Source organism: Actinomycetota bacterium (genome assembly GCA_035765775.1).
Lineage (GTDB): Bacteria > Actinomycetota > CADDZG01 > JAHWKV01 > JAOPZY01 > DASTWV01.
The window spans coordinates 116,901-130,784 of sequence record DASTWV010000043.1 but is presented as its reverse complement, the minus strand read 5'-3'; the positions used below and the strand labels follow the sequence as shown (position 1 = coordinate 130,784).

General features: G+C 73.0%; 14 protein-coding genes and 1 pseudogene. 7 read left to right on the top strand and 8 right to left on the bottom strand.

Annotated features, from left to right (window positions below; genetic code table 11):
- Positions 1-5 precede the first annotated feature (5 nt).
- The 3 genes from VFW71_09990 to VFW71_09980 form a co-directional block, all read right to left on the bottom strand.
- On the bottom strand, positions 6-659 hold the full coding sequence (locus VFW71_09990; protein HEU5003093.1) for a hypothetical protein: 654 nt from the start codon (positions 657-659) through the stop codon (positions 6-8).
- Positions 656-1,492 carry an ABC transporter ATP-binding protein gene (locus VFW71_09985; protein ID HEU5003092.1) on the bottom strand — a complete coding sequence of 279 codons (837 nt, stop codon included), beginning with the start codon at positions 1,490-1,492 and terminating at the stop codon, positions 656-658. Before VFW71_09985 ends, VFW71_09990 begins: the two co-directional genes overlap by 4 nt.
- Before the next feature lie 122 nt (positions 1,493-1,614).
- Positions 1,615-2,931 carry a chloride channel protein gene (locus VFW71_09980; GenBank protein ID HEU5003091.1) on the bottom strand — a complete coding sequence of 439 codons (1,317 nt, stop codon included), beginning with the start codon at positions 2,929-2,931 and terminating at the stop codon, positions 1,615-1,617.
- A gap of 28 nt (positions 2,932-2,959) precedes the next feature.
- On the opposite strand from VFW71_09980, the gene VFW71_09975 reads away from it, so the two are divergent.
- The 5 genes from VFW71_09975 to VFW71_09955 are packed head-to-tail and all read left to right on the top strand — an operon-like array spanning position 2,960 to position 7,516.
- Positions 2,960-3,376, top strand: a complete 417-nt coding sequence (locus VFW71_09975) for a helix-turn-helix domain-containing protein (GenBank protein ID HEU5003090.1) — start codon at positions 2,960-2,962, stop codon at positions 3,374-3,376.
- Between the two features lie 40 nt (positions 3,377-3,416).
- Entirely contained in the window at positions 3,417-3,662 is a 246-nt protein-coding gene (locus VFW71_09970) for a DUF5808 domain-containing protein (GenBank protein ID HEU5003089.1), read from the top strand.
- Positions 3,659-6,133, top strand: a complete 2,475-nt coding sequence (locus tag VFW71_09965; GenBank protein HEU5003088.1) for a molybdopterin cofactor-binding domain-containing protein — start codon at positions 3,659-3,661, stop codon at positions 6,131-6,133. Before VFW71_09970 ends, VFW71_09965 begins: the two co-directional genes overlap by 4 nt.
- Positions 6,126-6,785: a phosphoribosyltransferase family protein gene (locus VFW71_09960; protein ID HEU5003087.1), complete on the top strand. Its 660-nt coding sequence runs from the start codon at positions 6,126-6,128 to the stop codon at positions 6,783-6,785. The genes VFW71_09965 and VFW71_09960 overlap by 8 nt, the downstream gene beginning before the upstream one ends.
- On the top strand, positions 6,782-7,516 hold the full coding sequence (locus VFW71_09955) for a DUF427 domain-containing protein (protein HEU5003086.1): 735 nt from the start codon (positions 6,782-6,784) through the stop codon (positions 7,514-7,516). Before VFW71_09960 ends, VFW71_09955 begins: the two co-directional genes overlap by 4 nt.
- A 23-nt stretch (positions 7,517-7,539) precedes the next feature.
- Here the strand turns inward: VFW71_09955 and VFW71_09950 are convergent, their stop codons facing one another.
- On the bottom strand, positions 7,540-7,953 hold the full coding sequence (locus tag VFW71_09950; GenBank protein ID HEU5003085.1) for a nitroreductase family deazaflavin-dependent oxidoreductase: 414 nt from the start codon (positions 7,951-7,953) through the stop codon (positions 7,540-7,542).
- Between the two features lie 59 nt (positions 7,954-8,012).
- Between VFW71_09950 and VFW71_09945 the strand changes: the two genes are divergently transcribed.
- Positions 8,013-8,504, top strand: coding sequence for a hypothetical protein (locus VFW71_09945; GenBank protein ID HEU5003084.1), 492 nt, complete (start codon positions 8,013-8,015; stop codon positions 8,502-8,504).
- Positions 8,505-8,568: 64 nt separating this feature from the next.
- Here the strand turns inward: VFW71_09945 and VFW71_09940 are convergent, their stop codons facing one another.
- The 4 genes from VFW71_09940 to VFW71_09925 all read right to left on the bottom strand — a co-directional run bounded on the left by VFW71_09940 (position 8,569) and on the right by VFW71_09925 (position 12,296).
- Positions 8,569-9,054, bottom strand: coding sequence for a helix-turn-helix domain-containing protein (locus VFW71_09940; protein HEU5003083.1), 486 nt, complete (start codon positions 9,052-9,054; stop codon positions 8,569-8,571).
- Positions 9,055-9,059: 5 nt separating this feature from the next.
- Positions 9,060-10,649 (bottom strand): ABC transporter permease subunit, encoded by a 1,590-nt coding sequence (locus VFW71_09935; protein ID HEU5003082.1) that lies wholly within the window; start codon positions 10,647-10,649, stop codon positions 9,060-9,062.
- Complete coding sequence (locus VFW71_09930; protein HEU5003081.1) at positions 10,642-11,547, bottom strand: ABC transporter ATP-binding protein; 906 nt, start codon at positions 11,545-11,547, stop codon at positions 10,642-10,644. Before VFW71_09930 ends, VFW71_09935 begins: the two co-directional genes overlap by 8 nt.
- 77 nt (positions 11,548-11,624) lie before the next feature.
- Complete coding sequence (locus tag VFW71_09925) at positions 11,625-12,296, bottom strand: response regulator transcription factor (GenBank protein HEU5003080.1); 672 nt, start codon at positions 12,294-12,296, stop codon at positions 11,625-11,627.
- A gap of 180 nt (positions 12,297-12,476) precedes the next feature.
- On the opposite strand from VFW71_09925, the pseudogene VFW71_09920 reads away from it, so the two are divergent.
- A pseudogene (locus VFW71_09920) lies at positions 12,477-12,815 on the top strand (chromate transporter).
- The last annotated feature ends 1,069 nt before the right edge of the window (positions 12,816-13,884 follow it).

The window sequence follows — 13,884 nt, the reverse complement described above, 5'->3', positions numbered from 1 at the left end:
TCGGGTCAGCGCCGCCGGGAACCCAACCAGAACGCGATCAGGACGCAGGCCAGGCCCGCGGCACCCAGCGCGACCACCGGCCCCGCCATGGCGGCGGCGAAGCCATGCCGACGGTTGTGCTCCAGGACCCGTAGCGCCCAGGCCGCCGGGCTCACCCGGAGGATGACGCTCACGGTCGTGGCCCCCACGATGCCCAGCACCGCCGGCCCCGGCTCCACCACCAGGGGCGGGCTGAGCAGGGCGCCCAGGCCCACGCCCGCCAGCCCGAAGAGGGCGTGGATGCCGAGCCCGCCGAGGACCGCCGCCCCGTGGGCCGTGTACGACGGGTTGGCCACCGCCGCCCACAGCACCGCCAGGACGGCGAGGACGCCGGTGAGCGCCAGGGCCGAGGCGAGCAGGGCGGCCTGCACCCGGGCGCGGCTGCCTGCCGCGGTCACGGTCACCTGCTGGGCGATGGGGTCCTCGGTGCCGAGCAGCGCCCGGGTCAACCAGGCGCCGATCGGTATGAGGGCCCCGGCGGTCACCCCGAAGGCCAGGGGAGCAGGGCCGGCGGGCTGGGCGTAGACCATGGCCAGCACCAGGATGTAGACCAGCAGGGGAGCCACCCAGCGGTGCGACCGGGTGAGATCGTGCACCTGGTAGCGGCACAGCGCGATCACGGTGCCCGCTCCACCCGCACCACGTGCAGGCCGAGGCCGAGGGCCGCCCCCAGGAGGGCATCGCTGCGGGCGGCATCGACCCGGAGCACCACGGAGGTGGCGTGCCGCTCGAGGACATCGGCGCCCAGCTCCGCTGGCGAGAGCTCGTCGACCGCCCCGGCCAGCTCTACCAGCACGCCGCCCGCTCCGTCTCCCTGCGCGGGCGCCTCGACGGCACCGGCGTGCAGGACGCCGTCCGCCACCAGGTAGGCGGCGTCGGGGACGAGCGTGGCGGCCCGGTGCCGGTGGTCGGTGAAGACCACCACGCCACCGGCGTCCCGGCGGGCCACGGCGGCCTCGGACAGCGCCTCCCGGGCACTGGCCTCGAGGCCGGTCCACGCCTCGTCCAATACCAGCATGCCGGGCTGGGCGGCCAGCGCCTGGAGCACGGCGACCTTCTGCGCCGTCCCTTTGGACAGGTGGGCCATCGGGACGTCGAGGAACCCGCTGAGACCGAGGCGATCCACGAGGTGGTCGGGGGCTCCTTCCCCGGCCCGCCCCCGGATCCGGGCCAGGTGGCGCAGGTACTCGCGGGGCGTGAAGCGCAGTGCGGGCGGGAAGCGCTCAGGCACGTACCCCACCCCGGGCGGGCGGCGGGCGACCCTCCCGGCGCTGGGCGCGGTCACGCCGGCGACGATGCGCAGCAGGGTGCTCTTGCCGCTCCCGTTGGAGCCCTGGAGGTGCACCAGGGTGCCGGAGGGCAGGTCGAGGTCCACCTCCCGGAGCACCTCGAGACCGCCGTACGCCTTGGCGATGCCCTCCAGGCGCAGGGCCGGAACCGAGGGGCTGTCCATCGAGGGCTGACCCTACCGGGCGCCCGGCCTCTCAGCTTCTCCCCGGGCCCTCCGGCTCGGTGCGCACGCCGCTCAGCGGTTCGGCCGGTGCCTGGGCACTGGTGTGAACCTCCGGAACGGGGTCAAGCCGGCGGCCCGGCGTAGCGGTCGGCGCCGCCCCCCGGGTTCGGGTCGCGGCTGTGGATCTCAGGGGCGAAGGCCCCCTCCCGGGCGCGCTGGGTGTGGATCAACGACACCTGGCTGGTGAGGAAGAAGGCAATGAGCGAGGCGGCCAGCACCGGCGGGAACATCCGCACGCCCGCCATCTCGACCACGATGAGGGCCGAGCCGAAGGGGGTCTTGGTGACCCCGACGTTGGCGGCCACCATCAGGGACAGCATGGCGACCGTGGCATCGACATGGAGCACGGAGGCGCCCGCCTTGCCGAGCGCCGCCCCCATGAAGAACAGCGGGATGATGAACCCGCCCCGCCACCCGGACGACACGATGGTGGACGAGCCCAGGAGCTTCGCCAGCGTGGCCACCAGCAGGGTGCTCACCAGGAGCCGGCCGTTGACCAGGGTCTGGATCTGGCCCTCCCCGAAGGTGAGGGCGTAGGGGCTCATCCACGCCAGCCCGCCCAGGGCGAGCCCCCCGGCCACCGGGCGCAGGGCCACCGGGAGCAGCCGGAAGCCGTGGCGGAGCCAGGTGGTCAGGTAGCTGAAGGCGTAGGCGATCGCCGCCCCGGCGACCCCGGCAAGGACAGCGATGCCGAGGGCGCTGGCATGCAGCGCCCGCACCTCGGGGAAGTGCCAGATCGGGGTGAGGCCGAGATGGGTCGTGAGGACGTAGACGGCGTAGCCCGACAGGGAGCCCAGGGCGGCGGGCACGAGGGCCTCGTAGTACTGCAGGCCCCGGCGGTGGAGGATCTCCAGGGCGAAGATCGCCGAGCCGAGCGGCGTGCCGAACAGCACGGTGAACCCCGCCGCCATGCCGGTGATCGTGAGCGAGCGGGCCTCGATCACCGAGACCTTGCCCCGCCGGGCGATCCAGCTGCCCAGCGACCCGGTGGTCTGCACCAGCGGCGCCTCCGGCCCGATGGCGCTGCCGGTGGCGATGCCCAGCAGGGAGATGGGGATCAGCGACGGCAGCTTGCGTAGGTCGGCGGCGCCTCCTTGGATGTGGATGTTGTCCACCAGCAACTCGACGTCGCCGGGGTTGCCGAGCAGCAGCGTCAGCACGCCGATCGCGCCGCCCACGACACCGAACAGGACGAGATGCGTCGCGCGCGCCCAGTGCTGCGGGCCGAGCACCCGGGTCAAGGCGCGCAGGGCCTCGACGTACAGGCCGCCGGCCAGCCCCGACATGAGGCCGACCACCAGGACCAGCAGCCAGAAGCGCGCCGCTTCCTCGGTCGTGCCCGCGCGGCCCGCGGCCCAGCGGAAGGGGGTTTTCAACATATCTTGTTAGGATATACTCACTCGAGGTATGCAACGTCACCGGGACGTCACCGACGAGGATTATCGCCAGCTGCTGGAACTCCGGGACGGGTTGCGCCGGTTCCTGCGCTGGAGCGAGGAGCGGGCCCGGGCCGGAGGGCTGACCGCCGCCCAGCACCAGCTGCTGCTGGCCGTCCGAGGCCACCCGGCGGGGAACGCGCCCACCGTGGGGGAGGTCGCCGACCACCTCCTGCTGCGCCACCACAGCGCCGTGCAGCTGGTGGACCGGGCGGAGCGGGCCGGGCTGGTCCGGCGCGACCGGGACGACGAGGATCACCGCCGGGTGCGCCTGTCGGTCACCGAGGCCGGGGAGCGCGCCCTCGCCTCCCTGGCGGCCCAGCACCTCGAGGAGCTGAGCCGGGTCGGCCTGGCTTTCGGCAAGCTGTCGATCCGGATGGCCAAGTAGCAGCCAGATCCGGCAGCTTGCGTGGCACACTGGAAGCACGATGGCGGATGGCCCGGTTCCCGATCCCAGTCCCGATCCCATTCCCGATCCTATTCCCGATCCTCAAGGCAAGTTCCTCGGCATGCCCTACGACTGGCGCAAGCCCACGGCGGCCCGGGTGAAGAGCCGGATGTGGAATCCGGCCGATCCCCGCTTGTTCACGCCGAGGTCCTACGGCTGGGGCTATGACATGAACTTCTACTGGCTGACCCATCCGGGCCGGTACTTTAAGAAAGGCACGTCCTGAGGCAGCTCCGCCTCACCGTCAATGACGTCCGGCGCACCCTGGATGTCGATCCCGACGAGTCCCTCCTGGGACTGCTGCGCGAGCACCTCGGCCTCACCGGCGCCAAGTACAGCTGCGGCGAGGGGGTGTGCGGGGCGTGCACCGTCCTGGTCGACAGCCGGCCGGTCCGCTCGTGCGTGACGCCCGCCGCCGAAGTCGACGGCCGGGCGGTGGTGACCGCCGAGGGGCTGAGCCCGCCGGGCACGCTGCATCCGGTGGCCGGCGCCTTCGCCGAGGCCGGGGCCTTCCAGTGCGGCTACTGCACGCCGGGCATGGTGGTCGAGGCGGCTGCGCTACTCGAACGCATGCCCCAGCCGGACCCCGCGGCCATCCGGGAGGCCCTCAACGGCCACATCTGCCGGTGCGGCAGCTACCCGAGGATCCTCGAGGCGGTGCAGCGGGCCGGCCAGGCGGCGACGCCCGCCGCGGCGCCACCCGCGCCGTACCTCCCCCGTCCCGCCTCACCCTGGGATCTTGCCGCCGGTGAGGAGCGGGAGTGGTTCTCGGTCCTCCCCGAGGGCCTCGTCGTGGTGCTGGACCCGCGGCCGCCCGGCCCCGGCCAGTGGGCGCCGAGCCCGGGGGCCTGGCTGCACGTGGGCGGCGACGGGCACGTCACGGCCTTCATCGGCAAGGTCGAGGTGGGGCAGGGCACGCGTACGGCCCTCACGCTGCTGGCGGCTGAGGAACTCGCCGTCGCCCCCTCCAGCGTCAGCCTGGTCATGGGCGATACCGATCTCTGCCCCTACGACGAGGGCACCTTCGGGTCCCTCTCGATGCCCCAGGCCGGACCGGCCATCCAGGCGGTGGCGGCAGCCGCGCGGGAGGAGCTGCGCACCCTGGCGGCCGGGCGGGAGGAGGCGCCCTACGGCGACCTCGTCCGGGGCCTCCGGTTGGTGGTGCACGCCCGCCAGCCCCGGGTGACGCCTCCGGACAGCTGGCGGGTGGCCGGCCGCGCCGCCGGCCCGGTGGGGGCGGTCGATGTGGTGACCGGCGCGAAGCGCTTCGCCACCGACGTGCACCTGCCCGGGATGCTGCACGGGGCGGTGCTCCGGGCGCCGGCGGCGGGGGCGACGCTGGCGTCGGTCGATCTGGCGGCCGTGGATGCCATGAACGGCGTCGTCGCCGTGCACGAGGACGGCTTCGTGGCGGTGGCGGCCCCCGACCGGCTGGCCGCGCGGCGGGCGCTGGACGGGCTGCGGGCCAGCTGGGACCGGCAGCCCTCGGTCTCCGGCCGTGGGGTCAGCGAGTCTCTCACCGAGTACCTGCGCACCCACCTGAGCGCCGGCGAGGGCTGGGACCGGGGATTCACACACGAGGACGGCGACGTGGACGCCGCCCGGGCAACCGCCGACGTCACCCTGGCGGCGACCTACAGCACGGCCTACCTGGCCCACGTCCCCATGGAGACCCGGGCGGCGCTCGCGGCCTGGGAGGGGGGCCGGCTCACCGTCTGGGTGGGCACCCAGCGCCCCTTCGCGGTCCGGGAAGCCCTGGCTGAGGCGATGGGCGTTCCCCAGACGGCGGTGCGGGTGATCGTGCCCGACACCGGGACCGGCTTCGGCGGCAAGCACCGCCCGGACGTCGCGCTCGAGGCGGCCCGCCTGGCCCGGGCTGCCGGGCGACCGGTCAAGGTGCGCTGGAGCAGCCGGGAGGAGTTCACCTCGTCCTATTTCCGGCCGGCGGCGGTCATCGACATCCGCACTGCAGCCGCCGGTGGCGCGCTCACCGCCTGGGAGGTCACCACCATCAACGCCGGGTCGCCCGGGATCGGGTGCCCGTACGCCATCCCGAACCAGCGCCTGGTCTCCCAGCCCGCCCAGTCGCCGCTGGCTCAGGGGTCGTACCGGGCGCTGGCCGCCACCGCCAACCATTTCGCCCGCGAGTCGCACATCGACGAGCTGGCCCACCGCCTGGGCGCCGACCCCGTCGAGCTGCGCCTGCGCCACCTGCCCGATCCCCGGCTCACCGCCGTCCTCTCCGCCGCCGCCGAGGCCATCGGCTGGCCGGACGGTCCCGTGGGGATCGCCTGCGGTGTGGAGAAGGGTGCCTACGTGGCCACGGCGGTGCAGATCGCCGTCACCGGCGAGGGTGCGATTACCGTGCCCCGCCTGGTCACCGCCTTCGATGCCGGGGCGGTGGTCAGCCCGGAGAACCTCGCCCGCCAGGTGGAGGGGGCCGCCATCATGGGGCTGGGCGGCGCCCTGTTCGAGGCGGTCACCTTCGAGGACGGCGAGATCTGCAACCCGAGCCTGCGCCAGTACCGGGTGCCCCGGTTCTCGGACGTGGGCGACGTCGAGGCCATCCTCATCGACCGCCGGGACGTGCCCCCAGCCGGTGGGGGCGAGACCCCCATCCTGGCTGTGGCACCCGCCATCGCCAACGCCCTGTTCCGGGCGACGGGCCGGCGGGTGCGCACGATGCCGCTTGCCTGAGGCGCCGTTCCGGGACCGCACCGACGCCGGCCGCCAGCTGGCGGGGGCGGTGGCGGCGCTGCACCTCACCGATCCGATCGTGCTCGGCCTGCCCCGGGGCGGGGTGGTGGTGGCGGCCCCGGTCGCCCGGGCGCTGGGTGCCCAGCTCGGGGTCCTGGTGGTTCGCAAGCTGGGCGCCCCCCGCCAGCCCGAGCTCGGCTTCGGGGCCCTCGCCGAAGGGCCGACCCGGGTGCTGAACCATGCCCTGGTGGCCGAGCTGGGGCTGACCCCGGATGAGGTGGATGCCATCACCGCTCGGGAGCAGGCCGAACTGGACCGCCGGGTGCGCCGCTACCGGGGCGACCGGCCGGCCCCCGGCGTGGCCGGGTGCACCGTGGTCCTGGTGGACGACGGCATCGCCACCGGGGCCACGGTCAGGGCGGCCATCGATGTTCTGCGGGCGCAAGGTGCGGGTCGGGTGGTGGTCGCCGCCCCAGTCGCACCTACCGAGGTGGTCGCCGGCCTCGCCGGTCTGGCCGACGCCATCGTCGTCCTGCACCGCCCCGCCCGGTTCCTCGCCATCGGGTTCTGGTATCACGACTTCGAACAGGTTCCCGACGACGAGGTCGTCGGTCTCGTACAGGCGGGGCCGTCAGCGAAGGAGGGGCGATGACCGATCACGTGCGCGTGGAGACCGGGCTCAAGCGGGTCCGGGTGTACCTGGGCGGCCAGGTCGTGGCCGATACGCTGCACCCGCTGCTGGTGTGGGAGAACCCCCACTATCCGGCCTACTACCTGCCCGCCGGGGATGTGCAGGCCACCCTGACGCCCACCGGAGCGGTGGAGCAGTCACCCCGGCTGGGCGATGCCACCGTCTACGACGTCGCCACCGCCACGGCGACGGCCCCCGGGGCCGCCCGGCGCTACCTCGCCACCCCCGAGGTCTCCGGCGCCGTGCGCCTGGCCTGGGGAGCCATGGACGAGTGGCTGGAGGAGGATGAGCCGGTGTACACCCACCCCCGGGATCCCTACTCCCGGGTGGACATCCTGGCCAGCAGTCGCCACGTACAGGTCGCACGCGACGGGGTCATCCTGGCGGACTCCCGCCAGCCCCGGATCCTGTTCGAGACCGGCCTCCCGCCCCGCTACTACCTGCCGCTCACCGACGTGCGCATGGACCTGCTCCGGCCATCGGACAAAGTCACCCACTGCCCGTACAAGGGGGCGGCGAGCTACTTCTCGGTGGTGGTGGGTGAGCAGGTGCATCCCGACCTGGTCTGGATGTACCGCGCCCCCCTGCCCGAGTCGCAGAAGATCGCCGGCCTGGCCTGTTTCTTCAACGAGCGGGTGGACCTGACCCTGGACGGCGTGCCGGTCGAGCGCCCGCATACCCCGTTCAGCTGACGGCGCCCGGGGGATCACCGCCGTCAGGGGGCTGCCGCTCGCTCCAGCACCACCACCGGGATGGTGCGGCTGGTGGCCGCCTGCTGGTCGGCGAAGGCCGGGATGATGCGCCGCTGCAGGTCCCAGAGGTAGTCCCGCTCGTCACCCTCGGCCACCCGGGCCACGACGTCGATCGCCTCGGTGCCCACCTCGACCACCGCCTCGGGGAACGCCAGGAGGTTGTGGAACCAGTCGGGATCCCTGGGCGCCCCGCCGCCCGAGGCGAACACCACGAACCCGGTTCCCTTAGCCTGGTAGACGAGGGGGTTCTCCCGGGGCTCGCCGGTCTTGGCCCCGATGGTGTGCAGGATCAGCAGCGGGACGTCCTCGAAGTTCCCGCCCACCTTGCCCCCGGTCGCCCGGAAGGTGGCCATCAGCTGCTGGTTCCAGGCATTGATGTCCGCCATCCCCGCCATGGTATGTCTACGATGAGGCGGGCGGGAAGCGAGGAGGCAACATGGACCCCGACACCATCGACCAGAACTTCCAGCAGCTCCAGAAAGAAAGCGAGGACACCATCGATGCCCTCAAGGCCCTCGCTCAGAAGCTTCAGACGGCGGTGGACGCCGGCGACCAGAACGCCAAGGAATGGATCCTCGACCTGAAGCAGATCGCCCTCAGCGTCCAGGAGGAGGAGAACCAGGCCACCGTTCTCCTGCAGTCGATCCACGAGTTCGTGCTCAAGGAGATGCAAGCGGCCCAGCCTGCCCCGCCCCCGCCCCCGCAACCGCAGCCCGTCCAGTACCAGCAACCTCCGGTCCAGTACCAGGAGCCGCCGCAGTACCCGCCTGGCGGGATGGGCATGGGCGGCATGATGGGCGGCCTCGGCATGGGAGGGGGCATGGGAGGCGGCATGGGCCGCTTCATGAACAGCGGGTTTGGCCGGGCAATGGTGTCGGGAGCCGGCTTCGGCATCGGCGCCGATATCATCGGCCATATCTTCCACTGATGGGGCTGGCAGCCGAAGGGTGGGGTAGTCGAGTTCTTGCGGCCCGGCGCCGCTGGGCAAGGCCTTACCGCTTGCCCTTGGCTGGCTTCTTCCTCCCGGCAGGCTTCCCCGCCCGGCCACCGTTGCCCCCCAATAACGGCGCCAGCGCCGCCTCACAGCCGGCATAGAAATCCCGCATCGCTGCCAGCCGGGGGCCGGGCGCCGGCGAGCCCGCCAGCGCTGCCTCGGCGACCTGCCGCACCTCGGCCAGCACCTGCAGCCGGCTCTGCAGCAGGCGCTGCCAGCCGTCGGGATGCAGCTCGTAGTGGAACTTGCGGTCGGCGGGGAAGCGCCGGCGGGAGACAAGGCCCCCCCGGACCAGGATCGAGGTCGCCGAGCTCACCGCCCCGGCGGACAGCCCGAGCGTGGCCGCCAGGTCCTCGGCGCTCTGGTGGGGCGGCTCACACACGATCAGCCACGCCAGGACCCGCACCAGGCTGGGAGCCAGACCGATGTCGGCCGAGGTGACGACGCCCTCGATGAAGCGTTCCTGCCAGTCTTCGACCGCCACCCCCTTCACCCGCCCACCAGGTCCCGCCGGTGCAGGACGGCGGCCCCGGCTGCGGCCGCCAGGAGGCCCAGGGCGGCGAGCGCCCCGGCGCTGGTCCAGTCCGGGCTCGCCGCGGGCGCCGGGGCCAGGTGGTACAGGATCGAGGTGTCCAGCGCCCAGTGGCCCAGCTGCACCACCGCGCCGACGAACTCGATCACGAAGGCGTAGGCCACGAGCCCGTAGGTGATGGGCGCCACGTAGCGGGGGGCGGCCGCCTGGACGAAGGCACCGGCACCGAGCAGGAACAGGGCGGGAGCCACGGTGTTCAGGCCCGCCTGGAGGAGCGCCCCGAAGCCGATGCCACTGTGCTGGGTGGCCGCCGCCACCCACGTCGCCACCCCGCTGGCCACTCCCAGAGCCACGAGCAGGCCGGCCTGGGGACCGAGGCGCTGCCACAACCACGACACCCGGCTGAGGGGGCGGGCCAGCAGGTTGTCGAGCCGCCCGGAGGCCTCCTCGTCCCGGTTGGCCACCGCCTGGCCCGCCGCCACCAGGGCGATCACGGTGGCGATCGTGAGGAAGGAGATCGCCAGGAAGTCGAGCGTCCCGCTGTTGTGTGCGCCCAACCGCCCGAGCGCCTTCTCCAGCACCGCCGTCTGGCTGCCGGCCCCCTTGGCCACGACCCCCTCGATGAAGCCCAGGCCGGCCACGGCGCCCAGCCAGCCGAGAGCAAGGGGCCGCAGCAGCCGCACGCCGAGCCCGGCCGGATTGCCGAGCAGGCCGGTGCGGGGCGGGGCGGTGTCCGCCTCGGCCAGGGTGGCGCCGCCCAGGTCGCGGGCGCCCGCCAGGTGCACCGTGGCGAGGGCGGCGGCCAGGGTGAGGGCCGCGACCGGGAGGAACGCCCAGGGCGAGCTGCCGGTGAGGGGGCGCAGCTTCTCCACCCAGCCCAGCGGGCTCGCCCACAGCAGCCACGGGTGGTTGCCGCCGTCGGCCACCAGCCGGATGCCGTAGCAGGCCGCCAGGACCGCCCCGGCGATGCCCGCTGCCCGGCGCCGGGTCCGGGCCAGCTGGCTGGTGAGCGCCCCGACGGCCAGGAACATCGCCGCCGAGGTGGTCACCGCCAGCGAGAAGTACAGGCCCGCGGTCACGGCCACGGCCGGGTGGACGCTCTGCCCGTCACCCACGGTGAGCAGCGCGGTGACCGCCAACAGCACGCCCCAGGCGGCAGCCAGCCCGGCGAGGGCCTGGGCGGTCGCTCGCCGGCGGGTCACGGGCCCCGCCAGCACCATCTCCCAGCGGCCCGACTCCTCGGCGCCCCGCAGCAGCCGGGTGGCCGTGAGCAGCCCCCACACCGCCCCCGCCACCCCGAGGATGCCGAGCGAGCGCCAGGCGGTGAAGCCGGCGGCGGTATCGATGTGGCGGGCGGGTCCGAGCAGGGCCTGCAGGCCGGCGTTGGCGCCGAACGAGCGGGCCAGGCCCTCCCGAGCGGCGGCCGTCTTGTAGGTGGCTGCGAATCCGGAGAGCGATCCGGCGATGTAGAAGGCAAAGCCGGCTGCCCAGGCCCACACGCCCCGGATGGCCTGGCGGCCGACCAGGCGTGCGATGGGTCTAGCCACCGGCCCCCACCGCGCCGTAGAAGGAGAGGAACAGCTCCTCCAGCGACGGCTCCCGGCTGGTGAGGCCCCGGACGCCGGCGTCGACGAGCCTGGACAGCAGGGGACCCATGTCACCCTGCACCTGGCAGCGCAGGCGGGAGCCCTCCACTGCCACCCCGGAGACGCCGGCGACCGAAGCCACGTCCGGGGGCGGGCCGGGGAACTCGGCCTCGATGGTGCGGGCCGAGAGATGGCGCATCTCGGCCAGCGACCCCATCTCCACCAGCCTCCCGGCCCGCAGGATGGCGACCCGGTCGCACAGCGCCTCCACCTCGCTCAGGATGTGGGAGGACAAGAACACGCTCTGGCCCCGCTCCTTAGCCTCCCGGACGGTCTCCCGGAACACCTGCTCCATCAACGGGTCCAGCCCGCTGGTGGGCTCGTCGAGGATCAGCAGGTCGGGCCGCCCCATGAGGGCGGCGATCAGCACCACCTTCTGGCGGTTGCCCTTCGAGTAGGCCCGCACCTTCTTCGCCGGGTCCAGGGCGAACCGGGCGATGAGGGCGTCCCGGTAGGCGGGGTCCACCTGGCCCTGCACCCGGCCCAGCAGGTGCAGCGTCTCCTCGCCGGTCAGGGACGGCCACAGGGTGGCCTCGCCCGGCACGTAGGCCAGCCGGCGGTGGGCCGCCACGGTGTCCCGGTGGCTGTCGAGACCGAAGATGCTCGCCGAACCCGCGGTCGGCCGGATCATGCCGAGAAGGAGGCGGATCGTGGTGGTCTTGCCCGCCCCGTTCGGACCGAGGTACCCCAGGACCTCGCCCGGCGCCAGCTCCAGGTTCAGGTCGGAGAGCGCCTGGACGGACCCGAATCGCTTCGAGAGGCCCTCGGTCCGGATGGCAGGAGCGGTGGTCCCGGCCACACCTCACCTCCTTACAAAGTTTCAGAACATTCTGAAGCTTAAGTGAGCAAGGCGCAACTGGGCGGGGGGGAGGGGCTTCAGCCAGGCGGTGGCAGCAGGCCACGGCGCCGGGCGACGGCGACCACCTGCGTCCGGTCGCTCACCCCCATCTTGGTGTAGATGTGGGCGAGATGGGTCTTTACTGTCTCAGCGCCAATGCCGAGATGCGCGGCGATTGCCCGGTTGGTCAGGCCGTCGGCCAGCGCGCTCAGCACATCGATCTCCCGGTGCGAGAGCGGCTCGTGCTCCCAGTCGCTCACCTCGCTGACGCCCGCCACCTGGCGGACCAGGTACTGGGTGACCAGGGGGTGGAGGGCAGCCTTGCCGTGCGCCACCGCCCGGATCCCCTCGGCGAGCTCGTCGGGGGAGGCGCCCTTCAGGAGGTACCCGGCAGCCCCGGCGAGGGCGGCCTGGTGCAGGTAGGACTCCTCCTCATGGACCGTCAGTACGAGGCAGTGCACGTGGGGGTGCGCCTCACGGATGCGCCGGATGGCCTCAGGGCCGTCCACGAGGGGCATCTCCAGGTCTACGAGGGCGACGTCGGGCAGCAGGTCATCCACCACATCCAGGAGCGCCTGGCCGTCGCCCACCTCGGCGAGGACCTCGATGTCACTGTGGGCGTCGAGCAGGAGGTGGATCGCCCGGGCGAGCATCGGGTGGTCGTCAGCGACCACCACGCGAATGGGACGTACTACCTCTGCGGTCCCCATGACCATCACCATGCCATATGACTCCCGTCTTGGCGCCGCGCCTCCGCGGCGTGTCCGGGTATCGGACGCGTGCAGGACGATTTTCCCGCGCCAGACCCGGCGGAGCCATAGCCCGGACGGGTGGTTTTTCATAGCCGCAGCGGCCATGTCCGCGTGGCCTGTTCGGGGGGGGATCGAGCCATGGTTCATCGGGATCGAGCGGGATGCGGCGAGATCGGCGCCCACGCCTCCTGGGCTGGCGTGCCCACGAGCCCCCCCGCCGAGCCGACGTCGCCGCAGGTCCCCCTCGCCACCATCGCCCGGGAATGGGGGCGGATCGGGATCACCGGCTTCGGGGGGCCACCGGCGCCCGTCGCAGTGCTGGGCACCCTGTGCGTCGAAGGCCGCCACTGGATCTCGGCCCCGGGATTCGAGGACGCCGTCGCCGCGGCCGGGCTGCGGCCCGGTCCCGCCTCCACCCAGCTGGCTATCTTCTGCGCCGGGCGCCTCGCGGGGCTGGCGGGCGCGGTGGTGGGCGGGGCCTGCTTCATCGATGCCCGGCCCCGGTGGTCATCCTTGCGCGGTCGGCAGCCTTCCTGGCCCGCCACTCGCCGCATCTGCTTCTCGCTGCGGCCACGGGCGCAGGCGGCGCCATTCCGGCAGTTTCCCTGCGGGCCGCTGCGGTCCTGTCCCTTGGGCTGGGCCCGGGTAGGGTCCGTGCCGCGGTCGGGGCGCCCCCGGTGGGTGACCTACGCCGCCGCCGGGGCATTGGCCGCCGCCCTCGCCGGCCTGGCTGGCGCTGGTCCTGGTGGGGTTCGGCCTGGTGGAGGTCGGTGCCCGGGGCCGAATTCGTTGGTAGTGCTGGCTGGCGGCCCTGGTGTGGGTGGCCTTCAAGATGGGCGCCCTCTCCCAGGGGGGAGGCTTTGTCATCGTCCCCTGGTGCAGTACGACGCGGTGCACACCTACCACTGGATGACCGGGACGCAGGTCCTCGGGGCCGTGGCGCTGGACCAGCTGACCCCCGGACCCGGGTGCTGACCGTGGCATGGTTGCGGGCGGGGCGCGGCACTTCCCGGCCCTGCGCTCCAGCCCCCTGCCTAGAGCTCCCTGTCCGGTGCGGGGCCGGCGACGCTCGGGGCCACTGCGGGGGCCGCCCCTCCCCCTGGGGCTGGAGCTCACCCACCTCTGGCGGGTCGCCGTGCTGGCCCTGGCGGCGGTTTGGTTGCCGGCGGGGCGACCGGGGTCGGTCGTGCCTTAGCCGGAGCGCCATTCCTAGGTGTTGGAGCCGGGCTTATCGGGCTGCCTATCGGCACATAAATGATGCCACAAAAAGAAAATATTTGAGATGTGGTGTCGGAGCAGATATTATGCGCGTTAGGGCATGGTCAAGGACTCTTCTCCGCGCCCTCGCCCGCCCACACGAAGGTGTGGGCTCGCCCCAGGACGGGTATATTTAGTCCCACAATGCGCCAGATGCTCGCTTTGGTTTGGGTAACAGCTTTGGTCCCGCTTGGGATGATCTGTGGGGCGCTGGCGCTTGCTGCCGAGACACCGGCTCGGGCGGGCTCGGGAAGCGGGCCGGGTCAACCGGTCCAGCCGCTGGCCGGGA